Origin of the sequence: Flavobacterium qiangtangense (assembly GCF_042658345.1) — a bacterium.
GTDB lineage: Bacteria > Bacteroidota > Bacteroidia > Flavobacteriales > Flavobacteriaceae > Flavobacterium > Flavobacterium qiangtangense.
The window spans coordinates 395,743-416,223 of record NZ_JBHSQB010000007.1; the positions used below are offsets into that span (position 1 = coordinate 395,743).

The 20,481-nt window shown below is 36.2% G+C and carries 18 protein-coding genes and 3 tRNA genes; 13 read left to right on the forward strand and 8 right to left on the reverse strand.

Annotated elements, in window-relative coordinates; translation table 11 throughout:
* Positions 1–62: 62 nt before the first annotated feature.
* Positions 63–1,400: a sigma-54-dependent transcriptional regulator gene (locus ACFPVY_RS09625; RefSeq protein WP_379791774.1), complete on the forward strand. Its 1,338-nt coding sequence runs from the start codon at positions 63–65 to the stop codon at positions 1,398–1,400.
* Here the strand turns inward: ACFPVY_RS09625 and ACFPVY_RS09630 are convergent.
* Positions 1,397–3,814 carry an ATP-binding protein gene (locus tag ACFPVY_RS09630; protein WP_379791775.1) on the reverse strand — a complete coding sequence of 806 codons (2,418 nt, stop codon included), beginning with the start codon at positions 3,812–3,814 and terminating at the stop codon, positions 1,397–1,399. The genes ACFPVY_RS09625 and ACFPVY_RS09630 overlap by 4 nt on opposite strands.
* 248 nt (positions 3,815–4,062) lie before the next feature.
* Positions 4,063–5,205, reverse strand: coding sequence for an acyl-CoA dehydrogenase (locus tag ACFPVY_RS09635; protein ID WP_379791776.1), 1,143 nt, complete (start codon positions 5,203–5,205; stop codon positions 4,063–4,065).
* Positions 5,206–5,302: 97 nt separating this feature from the next.
* Between ACFPVY_RS09635 and ACFPVY_RS09640 the strand changes: the two genes are divergently transcribed.
* The 6 genes from ACFPVY_RS09640 (at position 5,303) to ACFPVY_RS09665 (ending at position 10,659) form a co-directional block, all read left to right on the forward strand.
* Entirely contained in the window at positions 5,303–6,370 is a 1,068-nt protein-coding gene (locus ACFPVY_RS09640) for an anhydro-N-acetylmuramic acid kinase (RefSeq protein ID WP_379791777.1), read from the forward strand.
* A gap of 64 nt (positions 6,371–6,434) precedes the next feature.
* Positions 6,435–6,902 (forward strand): hypothetical protein, encoded by a 468-nt coding sequence (locus ACFPVY_RS09645; protein ID WP_379791778.1) that lies wholly within the window; start codon positions 6,435–6,437, stop codon positions 6,900–6,902.
* A 154-nt stretch (positions 6,903–7,056) separates the two neighbouring features.
* Positions 7,057–8,283, forward strand: coding sequence for a Glu/Leu/Phe/Val dehydrogenase dimerization domain-containing protein (locus ACFPVY_RS09650; RefSeq protein WP_379791779.1), 1,227 nt, complete (start codon positions 7,057–7,059; stop codon positions 8,281–8,283).
* Positions 8,284–8,366: 83 nt separating this feature from the next.
* A complete protein-coding gene (locus tag ACFPVY_RS09655; protein WP_379791780.1) occupies positions 8,367–9,245 on the forward strand; it encodes an energy transducer TonB in 879 nt (292 codons plus the stop codon).
* Between the two features lie 37 nt (positions 9,246–9,282).
* Positions 9,283–10,503 (forward strand): bifunctional folylpolyglutamate synthase/dihydrofolate synthase, encoded by a 1,221-nt coding sequence (locus ACFPVY_RS09660; protein WP_379791781.1) that lies wholly within the window; start codon positions 9,283–9,285, stop codon positions 10,501–10,503.
* An 81-nt stretch (positions 10,504–10,584) separates the two neighbouring features.
* Positions 10,585–10,659, forward strand: a tRNA-Val gene (locus ACFPVY_RS09665).
* A 172-nt stretch (positions 10,660–10,831) separates the two neighbouring features.
* On the opposite strand, the gene der is transcribed toward ACFPVY_RS09665, so the two are convergent.
* Complete coding sequence (der, locus tag ACFPVY_RS09670; protein ID WP_379791782.1) at positions 10,832–12,142, reverse strand: ribosome biogenesis GTPase Der; 1,311 nt, start codon at positions 12,140–12,142, stop codon at positions 10,832–10,834.
* A gap of 173 nt (positions 12,143–12,315) precedes the next feature.
* Between der and ACFPVY_RS09675 the strand changes: the two genes are divergently transcribed.
* Positions 12,316–12,807 (forward strand): hypothetical protein, encoded by a 492-nt coding sequence (locus ACFPVY_RS09675; protein WP_379791783.1) that lies wholly within the window; start codon positions 12,316–12,318, stop codon positions 12,805–12,807.
* An 87-nt stretch (positions 12,808–12,894) separates the two neighbouring features.
* Here ACFPVY_RS09675 and era read toward each other — a convergent pair whose 3' ends face one another.
* Positions 12,895–13,779 (reverse strand): GTPase Era, encoded by an 885-nt coding sequence (gene era, locus ACFPVY_RS09680; protein ID WP_379791784.1) that lies wholly within the window; start codon positions 13,777–13,779, stop codon positions 12,895–12,897.
* A 116-nt stretch (positions 13,780–13,895) separates the two neighbouring features.
* Here era and ACFPVY_RS09685 point away from each other — a divergent pair.
* From ACFPVY_RS09685 to ACFPVY_RS09695, 3 genes are all read left to right on the forward strand, one after another.
* Positions 13,896–13,968 (forward strand) — tRNA-Met (locus tag ACFPVY_RS09685).
* A gap of 55 nt (positions 13,969–14,023) precedes the next feature.
* Positions 14,024–14,096, forward strand: a tRNA-Met gene (locus ACFPVY_RS09690).
* A gap of 79 nt (positions 14,097–14,175) precedes the next feature.
* Entirely contained in the window at positions 14,176–14,871 is a 696-nt protein-coding gene (locus ACFPVY_RS09695) for a pseudouridine synthase (RefSeq protein ID WP_379791785.1), read from the forward strand.
* An 11-nt stretch (positions 14,872–14,882) separates the two neighbouring features.
* Here ACFPVY_RS09695 and ACFPVY_RS09700 read toward each other — a convergent pair whose 3' ends face one another.
* Positions 14,883–15,341, reverse strand: a complete 459-nt coding sequence (locus ACFPVY_RS09700; protein WP_379792008.1) for an RNA methyltransferase — start codon at positions 15,339–15,341, stop codon at positions 14,883–14,885.
* Between the two features lie 115 nt (positions 15,342–15,456).
* Between ACFPVY_RS09700 and ACFPVY_RS09705 the strand changes: the two genes are divergently transcribed.
* Positions 15,457–16,356, forward strand: coding sequence for a glycerophosphodiester phosphodiesterase family protein (locus ACFPVY_RS09705; protein WP_379791786.1), 900 nt, complete (start codon positions 15,457–15,459; stop codon positions 16,354–16,356).
* A gap of 99 nt (positions 16,357–16,455) precedes the next feature.
* Here ACFPVY_RS09705 and ACFPVY_RS09710 read toward each other — a convergent pair whose 3' ends face one another.
* From ACFPVY_RS09710 to ACFPVY_RS09720, 3 genes are read right to left on the reverse strand one after another with little or no spacing between them, the layout of a single operon-like run.
* A complete protein-coding gene (locus ACFPVY_RS09710) occupies positions 16,456–17,328 on the reverse strand; it encodes a cation diffusion facilitator family transporter (RefSeq protein ID WP_379791787.1) in 873 nt (290 codons plus the stop codon).
* Positions 17,329–17,339: 11 nt separating this feature from the next.
* A complete protein-coding gene (locus ACFPVY_RS09715; protein ID WP_379791788.1) occupies positions 17,340–17,693 on the reverse strand; it encodes a heavy-metal-associated domain-containing protein in 354 nt (117 codons plus the stop codon).
* Between the two features lie 26 nt (positions 17,694–17,719).
* Entirely contained in the window at positions 17,720–19,621 is a 1,902-nt protein-coding gene (locus ACFPVY_RS09720; RefSeq protein WP_379791790.1) for a heavy metal translocating P-type ATPase, read from the reverse strand.
* A gap of 315 nt (positions 19,622–19,936) precedes the next feature.
* Here ACFPVY_RS09720 and ACFPVY_RS09725 point away from each other — a divergent pair, with 315 nt between their 5' ends.
* Positions 19,937–20,383, forward strand: a complete 447-nt coding sequence (locus ACFPVY_RS09725; protein WP_379791791.1) for a KTSC domain-containing protein — start codon at positions 19,937–19,939, stop codon at positions 20,381–20,383.
* Positions 20,384–20,481 lie beyond the last annotated feature (98 nt).

Genomic DNA, 20,481 nt, shown 5'->3' on the forward strand with positions numbered 1-20,481 from the left:
CATATATTAACACTCATATTTGGTTTAAAACTTTAAATTTGTAAAAAACAGATAATCCATTTATGAGTTCTAAAATTTTGGTAATTGACGATGACACATCTTTTTGTGTAATGCTGAAGACTTTTTTGCAAAAAAAAGGGTATGAAGTTACCAACGCTTTCACTGCGAAGGAAGCCGAAGATGCAATAAAAAATCAGGTTTTTGATGTGGTCTTAACCGACATCAGATTGCCAGACAGCGATGGTATCCAAATTTTAAAATCCATTAAAGAAGTTTCTCAAAAAACACAGGTCATTTTAATGACAGGTTACACCGATATTAAAACTGCCGTGAGCGCTATGAAAATGGGTGCTTATGACTATGTTGGAAAACCAATAAATCCAGATGAAATTCTTCATACGATTGAACAATCCTTAAAAAAGCAAGCTGAAAAACCGGAAGCAGCTTCTTCTAAAAAAGATATTGCTGACAAGGTCGACGTTTCGTTTGTAAAAGGAATTAGTTCAACATCAAATCAACTACACGAATATGTGAGCCTAGTTTCACCAACCAATATGTCAGTTTTGATTATTGGCGACAGCGGAACCGGAAAAGAATATATTGCCCACACGATTCACACGCAAAGCAAACGCAAGGAAAAACCATTTATTCCTGTGGATTGTGGTGCGATTCCAAAAGAATTGGCTTCAAGCGAATTTTTTGGTCACATAAAAGGTTCTTTTACCGGAGCAATCAACGATAAAGTCGGCCACTTTGAAGCGGCAAACGGCGGTACATTGTTTTTGGACGAAGTAGGAAATCTTTCTTATGAAGTTCAAATTCAATTGTTGCGTGCTTTGCAAGAAAGAAAAGTGAAACCAGTGGGAAGCAATCACGAAATTAAAGTGGATATCAGAGTTATTGCGGCTACAAATGAAGATTTATCAGAGGCTGTAAAACGCGGTGATTTCCGTGAAGATTTATACCACAGACTTAATGAATTCTGCATTCAAGCACCACGATTGAGCGAAAGAAAACACGATATTATGATTTTTGCGCATCACTTTTTGGCGCAAGCAAACGAAGATCTTGAGAAAGATATTAAAGGTTTTGACGACGAAGTCATTGATTTATTCATGAATTATGACTGGCCAGGAAATCTTCGTGAAATGAAAAATACGATAAAAAGATCAGTGCTCTTGACCAAAGCTGATTTTGTGCCAATCGAAGTTTTGCCACAAGAAATGCTTTCGGCAAGCGACAACTCACCTATTTCATTTTATACCAAAGAAAACGAAGAATCTGCAATTCGTCAAGCTTTAGAACAAGCCGGATTTAATAAAAGTAAAGCGGCCAAATTATTGAATATTGACAGAAAAACACTTTACAACAAATTAAAACTATACAGCATTGACCTTTAAGCAATGTGCTTTTTAAGCTCAATCACCAATTCGTCGAGCTTTTCGAATATCACTTTTGTATATTCTTCCATTTTTGTTTTATCGCATTCCAAAACGTTGTCCTCGATGGGTTCTAACAAATCCGAAATCGTATAAACTTCCATTTGCTTTAACATCGGAATCATTTTATGTGCGATTTCAGACATTTTTGGTTCGTCCATTGCGGCGACAGCTTCCTTTAAAACTGCCGTATTTTCTGCAACACTCGTGATAAATGTGTCTAAAATCAATTTTAACGAAGCCGGATCATCTTGTGTAAATTTGTTTAAGCTCGTCAAATCAAACAGTTTTTCATCTCTTTTTGCATCAGCAACTTGCACAAAAACATTCATCGGTTTTCCGTTGAAAATCGATTCCATTAAATGTAAAAGTTCTTGCAATTTCAATGGCTTCGGATGAAATGCCGTAAATCCTTTGCTTGTAAAATCTTCTGGATTTAAATTTCTTTTTCCAGACAAAGCGATTACCGGAATCGAAGCAATCTTTGGATTATTATTGTTTCTAATAATTCGAACCAATTCAAAACCGTCGATATTTGGCATTTGAATATCGCTCAAGACCAAATCAAACTGTTCGTGTTCCAAAAGATTTCGCACTTTTGAAGCATCAACCAAAGTCGTGATTTTCACAGGATAATTTGCAAAAATTTCTTTCATCAATGACAACTGCATCGCATCGTCATCCACAATTAAGATTCGCTTATTTTGTAAAAAATCATATTCAGAATTTAAAACCGGAAGCGCTTCCTCAACTGCTTTTTCAACACCCGATTTTATCGCCGGAATTGTAATTGTAAATATCGAACCTTTATTTTCTTCACTATCCAATGTAATTTTTCCGTCCAAAAGACGAAGCATTTTTTTGGCGATTGTTAAACCTAATCCTGTGCCACCAAATTTCTTTTCGATCCCAGAATGAGCCTGTGTAAACTCTTTAAAAACTGCTTTTTGTTTGTTCTTCGCAATCCCAATTCCGGTATCTAAAACGGAAACCTCAATGTTTCCGTTTTCAATTTTTGCACTGACTTCAACAGAGCCTTCTTGTGTAAATTTGATAGCATTTGAAATCAAATTGGTTAAAATCTGCTTCAATCGATATGGATCAGAAACATAATTATTATCTAAAACATCTTCCACATCCCAATTTAATTCGATGCCCTTATTCTCAGCATTTGGTTCTAAAGGTTTGCAAGTACTTTCAATCAAATCTTTAAAATTAAAACTGACTTTTTCAATTTTTATGCGATCATTTTCCAATTTAGAAAAATCAACTAAATCGTTGACTAACTTCAAGATATAGTTGGAAGAATGTTTTATATTATCTAAATATTGGTTTTGTTTAGAACTGATTTCCGTGTTTTTTAGTAAGTCAGAAAAACCGATTACACTTCCCAAAGGCGTTTGAATATCATGCGTTACAGTCGCCAAAAGCATCATTTTACTTCGTAACAAATCTTCTTTTTCAGCATTTAATTTCTCGAGTTGATTTCGATAATTTTGGTTAATCGTCAAATCTCGAATAATAATGTAAGCGAAAATAATCAGGAGACAAAAAGTAAGCGCTCCAACCCAAGCGATTGTCTGAATAATATTGTCGATCGCCAGTTTTGATTCGTTGATTTTGGCGTATGATTTTTGCAAAATCTGCTTTTCTAAAGAGGAAAGCACAATTCGGAGTTGGTCAGAAATGATGCGGTTTTCGTCCAGCATTTTCTGTTCTTTTTTGAAAAGTTGGTATTTTAATTTGTTGTCTTTGATAATTAATTTGGTCAAAACTCCTTCAAAAGCCATCGCAAGCGAATCATTTGAAAGTTGCAATCTTCCCAATGAATCCAACTGTTTTTCTGTTAACGCAGCTTCCAAGAAATCTGTAAATTGTGTTTTTCTAGAAAATTTTACTGGTTTTGAACCACGATACAAGGAATCTTTTGCATCATAAATTCCTTTGACAGCGCGATCAAAAGTGGATTCTTTATTATAGTAATTTCTGAATTGTATAATTTCGTTGATACTATTTCGCTTCTTTTTTAAAAGACCTTGAATCGTATCTAACTTTGCCAATTGAGTCGTGTCTCTAATATCTTTTATGCCTTCAATTTCTAAATTAACGCTATCAAGAAGTCGATTATATTCAGCATAATCAGCTGATGAACCGGTTAAAATTGATGTTCGTCCAACGGCTTCAGACGCATAAAGATTGGCAATTGCATTACTGATTTGGATAATTTGCTGATTGTCTGAATTGACATCTTTGTTGGGAATTGCTGTCTTTAAAATTTCGGTATAAATAAACCAAACAGACAAAACTGCTATCGCAAAAAGCAATAGATATCCAACAATAACTTTTATTTTTAACGATCTTGGCTTCTGACTCATAGCATAAAGATAGTATTTTATGACGCTTTTCTCCAAAAAAAATCCAGCGTAAAAGCTGGATTTTTATTTTTTTTTAAAGGTGCATCTTCACGTTATTGTTGTGAAGTTTACAAAAATGCCGATAGTTTCTCAAATAGCCCTGATGGTGGTGATTATCCTTTTCTTTTTTTCCTTAAAAAAGAAAAGATAATGCCGTCCAGCGGGAATTGCATTTACTGAAAATACCAGCCGATTCGCTTCTAAAAATATTAATCGGCAAGAATACTTCTTGAAATCACGATTCTTTGAATTTCAGAAGTTCCTTCATAAATCTGCGTAATTTTTGCGTCACGCATCATTCTTTCCACATGATATTCACGCACATAACCATTTCCACCATGAATTTGAACGGCTTCAATTGTTGTATCCATCGCAGTTTGAGAAGCAAAAAGTTTTGCCATCGCACCCGATTGAGAAATATCTTGACCATTATCTTTTTCGTAAGCCGCCTTGAAACAAAGCAATTCTGCAGCGCTAATTTGCGTTGCCATATCTGCCAATTTAAAAGCAATTGCTTGGTGTTTTGAGATTTCTTTTCCAAAAGCTTTTCTTTCTTTTGAGTATTTCAAAGCCAATTCGTACGCCCCAGTTGCGATTCCCAAAGCTTGAGAAGCGATACCAATTCTGCCGCCGTTTAAAACTGCCATTGCGAAATTAAATCCGAAACCGTCAGCACCAATTCTGTTTTCTTTTGGAACTTTCACATCAGAAAACATCAAAGAATGCGTGTCAGAACCACGGATTCCCATTTTTTGTTCCTTTGGTCCAATATCAAAACCAGCCCAACCTTTTTCAACGATGAAGGCATTGATTCCTTTGTGGCCTTTTTCGATGTCAGTTTGCGCAATCACGATATAAGTTGAAGCTGTCGCTCCGTTCGTGATCCAGTTTTTTGTTCCGTTTAATAAGTAGTAATCGCCTTTATCAATTGCTGTAGTTTTTTGCGAAGTCGCGTCACTTCCAGCTTCCGGCTCAGAAAGACAAAATGCTCCGATCACTTCTCCTTTTGCCAAAGGCACCAAATATTTTTGTTTTTGCTCTTCGTTGCAATATTTTTCTAATCCTGCGCAAACCAAAGAATTATTTACAGACATCACAACAGCCGCCGAAGCATCGACTTTTGCAATTTCTTTCATCGCCAAAATATAAGAAATACTGTCTAATCCAGAACCTCCATATTTTGGGTCAACCATCATCCCTAGAAAACCTAGTTCAGCCATCATTTTCACCTGTTCTGTTGGAAATTTTGAGTGTTCGTCTCTCTCAATTACACCTGGCAATAATTCATTTTGAGCGAAATCTCTCGCTGCTTGCTGAATCATTATGTGTTCTTCGGTTAATTTAAAATCCATAATTTATAAAGGTATTATTTGCCGTTTGCTGTTTTTTTGTGCCCAAATGTAAATATTAATTATCAAATTTTCAATAAGAATACTTAATTTTGGCATTATGATTACAGAAAGCTATAACGTTATCGGAGTTATGTCGGGAACTTCTTTGGATGGAGTCGATTTAGCCCATATAATTCTTAAAAATACAACAAACAAATGGCATTTTGAAATTCAGGAAGCGACTGCAATTCCGTATTCTGAAGATTGGATTTCAAGATTAAAAAACGCTGTGGATTTCTCGGAAGCTGAATTAAAAAAACTGAATGAAGATTATACCTTATTATTAGGAGGAATAATTTCTGATTTTATCCAAGAAAACAAACTCGAAAATTTAGACGGAATTTGTTCTCACGGACACACAATTTTACACCAGCCACAAAACGGATTTACATTGCAAATCGGAAATCTTCCGAATATTTCAACATTGGTCAATCAAAAAGTTATCTGTGATTTCAGAGTTCAAGATGTAGAATTGGGCGGACAAGGCGCGCCGTTGGTTCCGATTGGCGACCGTTTTCTTTTTTCGGAATATGATTATTGCCTGAATCTTGGCGGTTTTTCAAATGTTTCTTTTGAGGAAAATCAAAACAGAATTGCTTTTGACATTTCTCCTGTAAATACCGTTTTGAATTTTTATGCCAATCAATTAGGACTGGATTATGACGACAGAGGAAATTTAGCAAGAACCGGAAAAATCTCAGAATCGCTTCTGGACGAATTAAATTCGATTGATTTTTATTCCAAAAAACATCCAAAGTCTTTAGGTTTTGAATTCGTGAAAACGGTTGTACTTCCGATGATTGAAAAACATTCGATTTCTTTGGAAGATAAATTGGCCTCTTTTACAGAACATATTGCCATTCAAACTTCTTTGGCTTTGCCTAAAAAAACAGGAAGACTTTTGGCAACCGGCGGTGGCGCTTACAATGATTTTTTGATGGAAAGAATGCAATTTTACTTGCCGGAAATGACTTTTGAAATTCCAGATGACAAAACGATACAATATAAGGAAGCTTTGATTTTTGGATTATTGGGTGTTTTAAAATTGAGAAATGAAATTAATACGTTGGCGAGTGTGACTGGCGCAAAGAAAGATCATAGTTCTGGGAAAATATTTTTGCCTTAACGACTTTAGTATTTTAAATAAATTTATCAAAACTTTTTAGGTTAATAAACCCCAATAATAGAATGTGAAGAAAACTATTTTATTTTTTTTAAAACTCTCAAATTTAGAGAAATTAACGATTATATTGAGTTTGTCAAGCTTGATATCATCTTTGTTTTTCCCTTCTTTTTATATCGACAAACCAGGTAATCCACAGGCCTGGGCAGATAGTTCGTTCATATTTTTTTGCGGAGCGCTTTTTCCATTAGGCGGAGCTTTCATCCCCTTTCTTTTTTGGTTGGCAAATCCTTTATACATCATTGCGCTTATATTTACAATTCAAAGAAATCCAAAAGCATTTTATTTAAGTTCTACATCTGCAGTTTTGGCTATAATCTTTTCCCAAATTGATACTATAATGACAAGCGAATCAGGAAACAATTCTAAAATAACTTCCTTGGAACTTGGATTTAAGTTATGGCTAACCAGTTTTGTAATTTTGTCTGTCGGAAATTTAATAACCTTTTATCTCAAGTCCAAAAAAGAAATTTAACAGACAAAGAATTATCCGAATTATTGAAAGATATCCCAAAATAGAAACCAAAAATTTAAAGTCAGGCAGAAAGCTTGACTTTTTTATGCAAATAATTTAAAAATTGATCCTTTAAAACTATATTTGCGAAGCTAAAAAATAACACTACTCAACAATGAAAGATTTATTAAATAAATTTGAAAATAAAGAACCTGAAATTGTATTCAACTGGAAAGATTCAGAAACAGAAGCTGAAGGTTGGACTGTAATAAACTCACTTCGTGGTGGCGCTGCAGGCGGTGGAACCCGAATGAGAAAAGGACTTGATATGAACGAAGTACTTTCTTTGGCAAAAACAATGGAAGTAAAATTCTCAGTTTCTGGACCAGCAATTGGCGGTGCAAAATCTGGAATCAACTTTGACCCAAATGACCCGAGAAAAAAAGGCGTTTTGCAAAGGTGGTACAAAGCCGTTTCGCCTTTATTGAAAAGTTATTATGGAACCGGTGGCGATTTAAACGTTGACGAAATCCACGAAGTGATTCCAATGACTGAAGAATGTGGCGTTTGGCATCCGCAAGAAGGTGTTTTCAACGGACATTTCAAACCTACTGAAGCTGATAAAATCAACAGAATTGGGCAATTGCGTCAAGGTGTTGTAAAAGTTATCGAAAATCCAATATATTCTCCAGACGTAAACCAAAAATATACGGTTGCTGATATGATTACTGGTTTTGGAGTCGCTGAAGCTGTTCGTCATTTTTATGATATCTATGGTGGGAGCATCAAAGGAAAAAAAGCGATTGTGCAAGGTTTTGGAAACGTAGGTTCGGCGGCAGCTTATTATTTGGCTAATTCTGGAGCGAAAGTTGTTGGGATTATTGATCGTGACGGAGGTGTTATCAACGAAAACGGATTCACTTTTGAAGAAATTAGAACGATGTTCGTTAACAAAAACGGAAACCAATTGGTTGCTGACGGAATGATTCCGTTTGAAGAAATCAACAAAAAAATCTGGACGATTGGTGCTGAAATTTTTACGCCATGTGCTGCTTCAAGATTGGTTACGCAAGAACAATTAGATAACATGACGGCTTCTGGTTTGGAAGTAATTTCTTGTGGTGCGAATGTTCCTTTTGCCGACAAAGAAATTTTCTTCGGACCAATTATGGAAGCTACAGATAAAAAAGTAAGCTTGATTCCTGATTTCATTTCAAACTGTGGAATGGCACGAGTTTTCGCTTATTTTATGGAAAAGAAAGTGCAGATGACTGACGAAGCAATCTTCAACGATACTTCTGAAATCATCAAAAATGCCATCCAAAAAGCACACGATTTAAATTCAGACAAGAAAAACATTAGCGCGACTGCTTTCGAGATTGCCTTGAAACAATTGGTCTAATTATTGATTCCAGTATTTTTAGATAACATTTTTTCGTTATTTCCGTTATCTTTCTATACTTTTATCGAGCAATATTTAAAATTATGAGTCACACCATTTCTGAAGAACAAAAAAAATCATTGGTTATCACTTGCGTCTTGTTTGTGATATTCACTTTGCTTTTGATTTTCATCACTTTTGCTTCGCAAGAACGAATTGAAGAGCTTGCCGGTGGCGGTGGTGGCGGTGTGACGGTAAACTTTGGCGATAGCGAATTTGGTTCTGGAGCTGATTATACGAGCGAGGTTTTAAAAGTAAGCCAAACTGCAAAATCAGCTCCGCAATCATCCGCGAGCGCTCAAGAAGATATTTTGACGCAAGCTTCTGATGACGAAGACGCGGTTTCTGTGGTTGAAAATAAAAGACCAATTAAAACAGAAATTAAAAAAACGGATAAGCCTGTTGTGGTTCCCGAGAAAAAACCTTCAAAATCGACTAATGATGCGCTTGCAAATATCTTAGGCGGAAATAACAAAGGTGGCGATGGCGATGACGGTGTTGCCGGAAACAAAGGAAAACTCAACGGCGATAAAAATTCAAACAATTATTATGGCGACGGAGGTTCTGGCGGTGGAACAGGTGGCGGTAACGGTCCTGGAAATGGACCAGGCAACGGCCCTGGAAGCGGACCAGGTTCTGGTGGCGGAAGTGGCGGCGGTTATTCTTTAGGAAATAGAAAAGCACTTTCTAAACCAGCCCCAAAATATACCTGTAATGAATCTGGAAAAGTTGTGGTTCAAGTAACTGTGGACAGAAGCGGTAAAACCATTGGTGTTGTTACTAATTTTAAAGGAACCACAAATACGGCAAGATGTTTGGCTGACCAAGCTAAAATTGCCGCAATGAACACAAAATGGCAAGCTGACAGCGATGCTCCCGAAAAACAAGTTGGAACAATTGTGTACAACTTCAGCTTGAATTAATTTTCAAACTCACATTTCTCATTTTCAATTCTGAAAAATGAACTATTCTGAAACTTTAGACTGGATGTTCGGTCAATTGCCGATGTACCAAAAACAAGGCGCTTCTGCGTATAAAGAAGATTTGACCAATACTATTTTGTTGGCAAATCATCTCAATAATCCCGAAAAGGAAATCAAAACAATTCACGTTGCAGGAACTAATGGAAAAGGTTCCACTTCACACTTTTTAGCCTCGATTTTACAAGAAGCTGGATACAAAACTGGATTATATACTTCTCCGCATTTAAAAGATTTTAGAGAAAGAATAAAAATCAACGGCGAAGATATTTCCCAAGATTTTGTGGTGGATTTTATTGCATCTAACCAATCGTTTTTTGAAGAAAATCAATTGAGTTTTTTCGAAATGACTGTTGGATTGGCTTTTGATTATTTCCGTCAGGAAAACGTCGATATTGCTATAATTGAAGTTGGTTTGGGCGGAAGATTGGATTCTACAAACATCATTTCTCCCCTACTTTCTGTGATCACAAATATTGGTTTGGATCATATTCAATTCTTAGGAAATACGATTGAAAAAATCGCTTCAGAAAAAGCTGGAATTATCAAACCAAAAACTCCTGTTGTAATTGGCGAATATACTTCTGAAACAAAACCAGTTTTTGAAAGTAAAGCTAAAGAAACACAATCAGAAATTTTCTTTGCTTCGGAATTAATTCAAGAAACATATCCTTCTGTTTTATTGGGAGATTATCAAGTTCAGAACAAAAAGACGGTGTTGCAGGCAATTCGTGTTCTGCAATCTCAAAACCAATTTAAAATTTCGGAAGGAAATATAAAAGATGGTTTTTGGAATGTAGTCAAAAATACCGGATTGCAAGGAAGATGGCAACAACTTGGAACCCATCCAAAAATAATCTGCGACACGGCACACAACAAACACGGACTTGAAATCGTGATGAAACAATTGCAACGAGAAGATTTTGATACTTTGCATTTTGTTTTGGGAGTTGTTAATGACAAAGATTTGGACGATGTCTTGCCACTTTTTCCAAAAAATGCGAAATATTATTTCTGCAAGCCAAATATCCCACGTGGATTGGAAGCTTCGATTTTAGCAGAAAAAGCAATAATTTTTGGACTTAACGGAAAAGTATTTAATTCTGTTACAGAAGCTTATGAAGAAGCTAAGAAAAATGCTTCTGAGAACGACTTTATTTACATTGGCGGAAGCACTTTTGTAGTTGCAGAAATTTTGTAATTTTTTCAAATAAATGCTTGCAGATTTAAAAAACTAGCTTATATTTGCACACGCAATAAGGGAAACCAAATTGCTGAAATCGGGCGATTAGCTCAGCTGGTTCAGAGCACCTCGTTTACACCGAGGGGGTCGGGGGTTCGAACCCCTCATCGCCCACCGATTAACTCCTTAAGAAATTAAGGAGTTTTTTTTTACACAAATTTAACCTCAACAACTTTTTAGAACTTTCAATTCACCTTGAAAATAAACATAAAAAAACACTTGCAAAATAATTCACAAGTGTTTTTTTTAGGTATTCAAATTAAGTTCTGTTCAGCCAATTCGTATTTTATTTCTCTCTAATATAAATATCAATCGGAACGCCTGAAAAATCCCAGTGTTCACGAATTTTGTTTTCCAAGAAACGCTTGTACGGGTCTTTTACATACTGTGGCAAATTGGCGAAAAACACAAACTGAGGCGTTGGTGTTGGCAATTGCATACAGAATTTAATCTTTACATATTTACCTTTCAAAGCCGGCGGTGGATACGCTTCAATCAATTTCAACATATAATCGTTGAATTTTGAAGTCGCAATTCTTTGCTTTCTGCTTTCAAAAACTTTTACCGTTTCTTCCAACGCTTTTAGCAAACGTTGTTTTGTAATTGCTGACGTAAAAATAATCGGCACATCGGTAAAAGGCATTAGTTCCTTGCGGATTTTTGCTTCGTATTCTTTGGTGGACATCGTGTCTTTTTCGACTAAATCCCACTTGTTTACCAAGATAACCACACCTTTTCTATTCTTTTCAGCCAACCAAAAAATATTTTGGTCTTGACCTTCAAAACCTCTTGTGGCGTCGATAATCAAGATACAAACGTCGGCGTGCTCAATCGCACGAACCGAACGCATTACTGAATAAAATTCTAAATCTTCCTTAACTTTTGCCTTACGGCGAATTCCCGCAGTATCGACCAAGTTAAATTCAAATCCAAAACGGTCAAATTTTGTATCGATAGAATCACGAGTTGTTCCCGCAATATCAGTCACAATATATCTGTCTTTACCAATCAAAGCGTTGATAAAGCTCGATTTTCCAGCATTTGGACGACCAACAACTGCAAAACGAGGCAATTCAATTTCTTCCTGAGTTGGTTCTGGTTTTACCGGAAATGACTCAATTAAAGCATCTAATAAATCTCCTGTTCCGCTTCCAGAAATACTGGCAAACGTGTAATAATCACCAAGTCCTAAGTTATAAAATTCCACCGCGTCTTTCTCACGCATAGCATTGTCAACTTTGTTTACCGCTAATAAAACCGGTTTTGTAACCTTGCGAAGCAATTTTGCCACAGCATCATCCATCGGAGTAATTCCTTCCTCAACATCCACGACAAAGATGATAACATCAGCTTCGTCGATGGCCAATTCCACCTGTTTTCTGATTTCGCCTTCAAAAACGTCATCAGACCCGCGCACGTATCCGCCGGTATCAATCACAGAAAACTCTTTTCCGTTCCATTCGCTTTTACCGTAATTTCTATCTCTGGTAACTCCAGAAACTGAATCTACAATAGCTTCTCTTCTTTGTATCAGCCTATTGAAAAGGGTTGATTTCCCCACATTAGGTCTTCCTACTATCGCAACAATATTGTTCATAATTTTTTCAAATATTTTGCAAAGGTACAACTTTTGCACAAGCTTTCACGCTATGAAGCAGTAAGTTGTTTCTGCCTGCCAATTTTGTAATGATTTGTTTAACTTGAATTTAGCTTTTCTTTAAAAAATAAAAAATGTGTTTTTGTGTTTATATGTATATTATTCTCAAGAAAATGGAAAGCAAGAAAAACATAAAACTACGTCTTCGATTTGAACGATTTTCGTCTAAAACTGCCGAAGAAATTAAGGCAGGTTTTGAGCGATTGAGGCAATCTGAATCGGATAATTTCAAGCTAAATAATGCTGGAAACCACATTTGGCTTGGCATCGGGATGTTACGTCGTGAGTTCTGGTCGCCCACTTTGCACATTGAATTAGACAAATATGAAGACGGAAGAACGCACGTCATCGGAACCTTTGGGCCTGACCCAATCCTTTGGTTTGTCTTTTTAGCGGTTCATTTTATTGTAGCAGTTTTATTCGTAATCTTTGGAATCATCGCGTATTCGAAATGGGCTTTGGAACAATCGCCACAATTTGACTTGACCCTAATGTTTCTTTTGGTCAACGCTTGGTTTGTCTTATATTTTCTGGCCAGATATAACAGAAAAAAAGGAGCCCGCCAAATGGACGAACTCCTTAATTTATCGGAGCAATTGATTTAGTTTTTTACCGCAGATTCGCAGATTAAATTTGATTTGTTAATTTCAAAAATCCGTCGAATCCTTTAATCTGTGGCTAAAATTTCAAGCCTACTTATTATTATATCCAAATCTTTTCAATTGGTAAGCGCTATTTCTCCAGTCTTTATTAACTTTTACATACAATTCAATATGGATTTGCTTTCCGAAGAATTTCTCTAAATCTTCACGAGCCTGCATTCCCACTTTTTTCAAAGCACCGCCTTTGTGACCGATGATGATTCCTTTTTGGGTATCTCTTTCCACCATAATTACAGAACGAATACGGATGATTTTTTCGTCTTCCAAAAATTCTTCTGTTTCAATTTCCACTGAATACGGAATTTCTTTTTCGTAATTGATTAAGATTTTCTCACGGATAGTTTCGTTTACGAAGAAACGTTCCGGCTTGTCTGTCAAAGCATCTTTTGGATAATACGCCGGCGATTCTGGCAAAAGGTCGATGATTCTTGAAAAAACTTCTTTCACATTAAAGTTCTCCAAAGCAGATATCGGATGAATTTCAGCATTTGGAACTTTCTCTTTCCAAAGTGCAATTTGTGCTTCCAATACATCTTGGTTCGACTTGTCAATTTTATTCAAAAGCAACAATACCGGAATTTTAGCGTGCACAATCTTATTGAAAAAAGCTTCGTCTTTCAACTCCTTCTCCCCGATTTCAACCATATAAATCAAAATATCGGCATCTTCAAAAGCAGATTTCACAAAATCCATCATCGAAGATTGCAGTTCATAAGCCGGCTTGATGATTCCAGGCGTATCAGAAAGAATGACCTGAAAGTCTTCTCCGTTGACAATCCCTAAGATTCTGTGACGTGTTGTTTGTGCTTTTGAGGTGATAATTGACAAACGTTCGCCAACAAACGCGTTCATCAGCGTTGATTTCCCAACGTTTGGATTACCGATGATATTTACAAATCCTGCTTTATGTGACATTTCAAAAATATTTATTTTGCAAAGGTAGTCATATCAGTTCAATAGAGAAAATAAAACATTTTTCATTAAAAAGCTTGTTTTTTAAGATATTCGTCGTAAATTTGCACCCGAAACATCGCGGGATAGAGCAGTAGGTAGCTCGTCGGGCTCATAACCCGAAGGTCACAGGTTCGAGTCCTGTTCCCGCTACTAAGTTTTACTGGTTCAGTAAACAAAAATACATATTGAGAATACAAACGCACATCGCGGGATAGAGCAGTAGGTAGCTCGTCGGGCTCATAACCCGAAGGTCACAGGTTCGAGTCCTGTTCCCGCTACTAGGTAAAAAAAAAGCTTCAGAGAAATCTGGAGCTTTTTTCGTTTATAGCTATCTCAAAATCGCTTTTATTTTTGCAAATGTTAGAAATTCTTTATCAAGACGAATATATCATCGCAATCAACAAACCAAGCGGATTGTTGGTTCATAAATCATTTTATGCACGCGATGCAAAGATTTACGCCATTCAAGAACTGCGAAATCAAATTGGGCAACACGTTTATCCGATTCATCGGTTGGACCGAAAAACATCTGGAGTCTTGTTATTTGCTTTGGATAAAGAGACCTTGAAAATTATGAATGAGCGTTTTGCCACACGCGAAGTCGAGAAAAAATATCTGGCTATTTTACGTGGCTGGTCACCCGAAGAAATGACGATTGATTATGATTTGACTAATGATGACAATATTACACAAAATGCGATAACCTACTTTCATCGTTTACAAAATGCCGAAGTTGCCTTAGAATTCAACAATAAACCAACGTCCCGGTATTGCTTGGTCGAAGCGGTTCCTGAGACTGGACGTATGCACCAATTGCGAAAACATTTCAAACATATCTTTCATCCCATTTTAGGAAGCCGTCCGCACGGTTGCAACAAACAAAATAAATTATGGTTGGAGAATTATGAGCTGAAAGGAATGATGCTTCATGCACATCAGTTAATTTTTAATCATCCAATGAAAAACGAACAGCTAATCTTGAATGCAAAAATTAATGAAGAGTTCAGCAGAGTTGGCACTATTCTTAATTTAAATTTGGATAAGTATAAATAGAATTTTAAAACTTAAGAGCGCGGTTTAGCCAAATTTCGGTCATACATAACAATAGTCCCTGCAACGGCCACATTCAAACTTTTTTCTGATTTAAATTTCACCAAATGATGGCATTTATCAATTGCTTTTTGAGATAATCCGTGATCTTCTGCTCCCAATAAATAAACGCAACGTCTGGGATGTTCAAAGCTCTCTAAATCACACGCTTTTTCATCTAATTCAACTCCAACTAGTCGTGCTCCTTTTGGTAAGTTTTCAAAAAAAGCTTCAAAAGTATCATAATGAAAATAAGGAATCGACTTTACCGCGTCATGCGTATCAGAGGCTTGTTTGGCATATCGATTGCCTATCGTAAATATAAAAGTGGCACCTAAATTTTGAGCAGATCTCCACAAAACACCCAGATTTTCAGGAGTTTTACCATTTTGAATTCCTATCCCAAAGTATTCATTTATAAAATTATCATTCATTTGGCAAAAATACAAACTGTGATTAGAAAAATCAATTTTATTAGGTAAAACAAAGACTTCTAATAAATCTGTTTTTCTTAAATTTGCTTCTCTCCTATTTACCAAAATTTTTAAAATGAAGAATTTTTATATTTTCGCAATTGCATCGGCTTTTACGATTTTTTTTAGTTGCAAATCCAATATTCCAAAACAAAAAAATGCTATTCAAGTACAAGCGCATCGCGGTGACCGAGGCTATTTTCCTGAAAATACCTTGCCAGCGTTTTACAGCGCAATTGATAAAGGTGCTGATGTCATCGAATTAGACCTGGTGATTTCAAAGGACAAAAAAGTGGTGGTTTCTCACGATACTTTTATGCATTCCGCCTATATTTCTTGGCCAAACGGAAATCCAGTTACGAAAGATGAAGAAAAGAAATCGAATTTGTACCAAATGACGTATGACAGCATCAGGAGTTTTGACGCTGGATTGAGAACGAATCCTGCTTTTCCTGACCAAAAAAGTGTGAAAACCTACAAACCGTTGCTTTCGGAATTGATTGACAGCATTGAAAATTATATTGTAAAAAACAACAAACGGAGAATTCGTTACAACATTGAAATAAAATCGGGTTCGGGAGATTATGGAATCAAGCAACCTCAACCTGAAGAATTTGTGGATTTGGTTTTACAAGTCATCCAAGAAAAGAAAATTGAGAAGTATTGCAACGTGCAGTCTTTTGACCCAAATATTTTAAATGCTTTGCATAAAAAAGCGCCCAAAATAATGATTGCTTTTTTGACTGGAGATATGGGTTTGGATAAAAATTTGGCCAAATTAAATTTCAAGCCAGAAATTTATGCACCTCATTATGGCTTGGTAAATTCGGCTTTAATCGATTCTGTACGAGCTAAAAACATGAAAATTATTCCATGGACGGTGAATGACGTGAGAGATATTGAAAATATGATTTCGTTGAAAGTGGATGGAATTATTACGGATTATCCAGATAGAGTTATTGAGAAACTGAACTAATAATATTGTGTCTTGGCACCTTTGCAGGATATCTTTCACGCAAAGTCGCGAAGACGCAAAGCAATATTTTATATTTTTATAGAGAATTAACTATAATCACTAATACTCATTTGGTTCAATATGAATCAAAATATGTCCCAATTCAGGGATTTCAATTCGAAGGAAATCCTCTAAATTGTGCGCCAAAAGATGTCCTTCTTTTACCGAAATATCTCCGTTGACAATGGCGTGAAGTTCCAAGTGATAATTCATTCCGGCCTTACGGATAAAACATTTTTCAGTATCAATAATTCCTTCGACTTTAACCGAAGCTTTTCTGATTTCCAAAGTCAAATCTTCATATAAATTTTCGTCCATAATTTCGCCCAAAGCCGGACGGAAAATCTTGTAGCAATTAAACAAAATAAATCCGGAAGCAAAAAGCGCTGCCCAATCATCGGCCGATTCATAGCCTTTTCCAAAAAACAACGCAATTGAAATTCCTATAAAAGCCGCAACCGAAGTAATTGCGTCGCTTCGGTGGTGCCAAGCATCGGCGGCCAACGACGAACTTTTGGTTTCCTTGCTCCTTTTCATTACCAATCGAAACGAAATTTCCTTCCAAATAATAATTCCACCAAGAACAATTAAGGTCCAAGGTTTTGGCAAATCGTGCGGCGTTTGGATATTTACGATACTTTCATAAGCAATTATCGTGGCCGAAGTTATCAAAAATCCTACAACTAAAAATGTAATCAGAGGTTCTGCTCGTCCGTGGCCATAAGGATGATTTTCATCCGCTGGACGGCTTGAATATTTAATTCCAAATAAAACCAAAAACGACGCAAAAATATCAGAAGTTGATTCAATCGCATCAGCAATCAGCGCATACGAATTCCCAAAGTAACCCGCGAGCCACTTGATTAAAGCCAATGCGGCGTTTCCGAAGATGCTGAAATACGTAGCTTTTATCGCTTTTTGTTCGTTTGTCACCTTAAAAGAAATTAAGCTTTACAGCAATTGTCAAGACTTTGATAAGCATTTGGATCCGCTTTTAAATCGTCAGCATCATATCCCAGCTTTGTGATAGCCGTTTTAACCTTATCTAAATTTGTCTTTTTTGAATTGTAAACCACTTTTATCGTCATTGCTTTTTCATCCAATTCTACCATTTGAACGCCTTTTTCACGAAGCAAAGTTTTGTTGAATTTATCACCACAAGTCTCACACGCTTTGCAATGATCGCAATGAATCACAGTTTTGATTATTGCAGTTTGAACCGCCTTTTGAGCAAAAGCTGTATTCGAAAAAGTTATCATTCCGATTAATAGCAAGAAAGATTTCAAAAGTGTTTTCATCGATTTAATTTTTTACAAAGTTAACTTTAAACTTTCATTTTTTGAATTCTGACGGCATTTAAAATTGCCAAAAGTGCCACGCCAACATCAGCAAAAACGGCTTCCCACAAAGTTGCGATGCCTCCCGCGCCTAAAATCAGCACTATAACTTTAACGCCAAAAGCCAAGGCGATATTTTGCATCACTATTTTTCGTGTCAATTTCCCGACTTTTATGGAAGTGGCGATTTTGCTGGGCTGATCATTTTGAATTACGATATCGGCTGTTTCAATCGTGGCATCGCTTCCTAAACCGCCCATCGCAATTCCGGCGTCGGCCAAGGCAATTACTGGGGCATCATTTACGCCATCACCAACAAAAACAATTGTTCGCCCTTGATTTTTTAATTCTTGTACTTTTTCAACTTTATTTTCTGGAAGCAGGTTCCCAAAAGCGCTGTCGATATTCAATTCTTTAGAAATTTTATCCACAATGCTTTGCTTGTCACCGCTTAACATTACCGTTTTGATATTCATTTGGTGCAATCTTGAAATCGCATCTTTGGCATCTTCTTTAATTTCATCTGCAATTATAAAATAGCCCGCATATTTATTTTCAATCGCAACAACCACAATAGTTTCGGGATTTGAATCTATGGTTTTATCATAATCAATTTGGAATTTCTGAAGCAGTTTTGCATTTCCTGCCAAGACATTTTTGCCATCAATTTTTCCCGAAAGTCCGTGGCCAGAAATTTCTTCTACATTTTCTACCGAAACATTTTTATAGCTTTCTTTTGCAAATTGAACGATCGCATTGGCAATTGGATGCGTCGATTTGCTTTCCAGCGAAGCTGTTATTTTGATTAATTCTTCTTCAGAAATTCCTTCAGAAACTACTTTTTGGACTTGAAAAACGCCTTTAGTCAAAGTTCCGGTTTTGTCCATCACGACGGTGTCAACCTTTGTCATTACATCTAAATAATTGCCTCCCTTAAATAAAATTCCGTTTCTAGAAGCCAATCCAATTCCTCCAAAATAACCCAGCGGAATTGAAATTACGAGCGCACACGGACAAGAAATTACCAAGAAAACTAATCCGCGGTAAAGCCAATCGTTAAAGACGTAATTTTCGATAAATAAATAAGGAAGAAAGACAATTCCGATTGCCAAAAAGACAACAATTGGCGTATAGATTTTCGCAAATTTTGAAATAAACAATTGCGTTTTTGATTTCTTGGCGGTCGCTTCCTGAACCATCGTCAGAATTCTGGAAAGCTTGCTATCTTTGAACAAAGCCGTAACTTTTACATCGGCTAAAATTTGCAGATTTATCATTCCGGCTAAGATTTTTTCGCCTTTATTTTTAGTATCAGGCTTGCTTTCTCCGGTCAAAGCCGAAGTATTAAACGAAGCCGATTGAGAAATTAATTCTCCGTCCAAAGCCACTTTTTCGCCCGGTTTCACTTGGATAATTTCACCGATTTTTACTTCGGAAGGTTTTACGACAAAAAGCTCTCCATTGCGAATCACGGTCACTTTATCAGGACGAATGTCTAGCAACGCCTTGATGCTTTTCTGTGCTCTTTCGACTGCCGCGTCTTGGAATAATTCTCCGATGGAATAAAAAAGCATCACGGCGACGCCTTCTGAATATTCTCCGATTAAAAATGCCCCGATTGTGGCAATTGACATCAGGAAGAATTCTGAAAAAACATTGCCGTGGCGAATTTCTTTTAAAGCTTCAAAATTGACTTTTAGGCCTACAAACGCATAAGCTAGGAGAAACCAAATTAAATTGATTGGATATCTAAAAAAGGAGGCTTCGGTTTGTTCGAAAATAATTCCGGAAACGAGCAACGTAAAACTTACAATCGCTGGCAAATAAGTACAGAAATTGCTTTGTTCGTGGTGGTGCGCGTGCCCTATTTCTCTGTGATCGTGTTCCATGATATTGAGTGCGAGTTAAATAATCAGCCTGTTACTGCAATTTAAGTAATTATCTCTGCTTAAACGACCTTAAAAAGAATAATTCAATTCGAATTTATATTATTTGCTGCTAAAATTTCGTTGAATTTAGCCTCTTTTCCCTGCTTTTTCATTTCAGAATAAATTGTGTTTATCAATTTTTCGGCATCTGATCTGTAATTCTTAACCAAACAAAAAAGTCTATTTCAAAGCACCCAAACAAATTAACACCCAACTAATTATAATATTTCAAATTAATTTACCTACTTTTGCACCCCGAAATAAGGATTCAAAATTATGAAAAGAGTTGTTGAGCACAGAAAGCTTCTTGGGGTTGATAAAACCGTTACTTTAAAAGAATTAAAAACAATTTACAGAAATACGATGAAAGACTCGCATCCTGATAAATTTGTGAATGACGATGCTGGAAAATTAGAAGCTGAAGAAAAAAGCAAATCTGTGATTGAAGCGTACCACTTTTTGGTGAGCATCAACCCAGAAACGCAAGAAAAATATAAGGAAGAATACACTGAAACTATTGCAAAATCTAATATTCACGATTTTTATTTTGAAAAACAGATTTTGAAAATTCAGCATTTGAACGGAAATATGTACGAATACATTGGTGTTCCAAGAAATACTTACGTGAAAATGGTAAACGCTGAATCTCCAAGCCGTTTTGCAAGAAGACACATCTACGGAAGCTTTATCTACAGAAAGTCTGGTGAAGCAATGGAAGATTAATTCCTCGAAATAAAAAATAAGCGAAGGCTTTCAGAAATTCTGAGAGCCTTTTTTATTGTCAGAAAAAAATAAAGACGTACTTTCATTGAAAGAAAAAA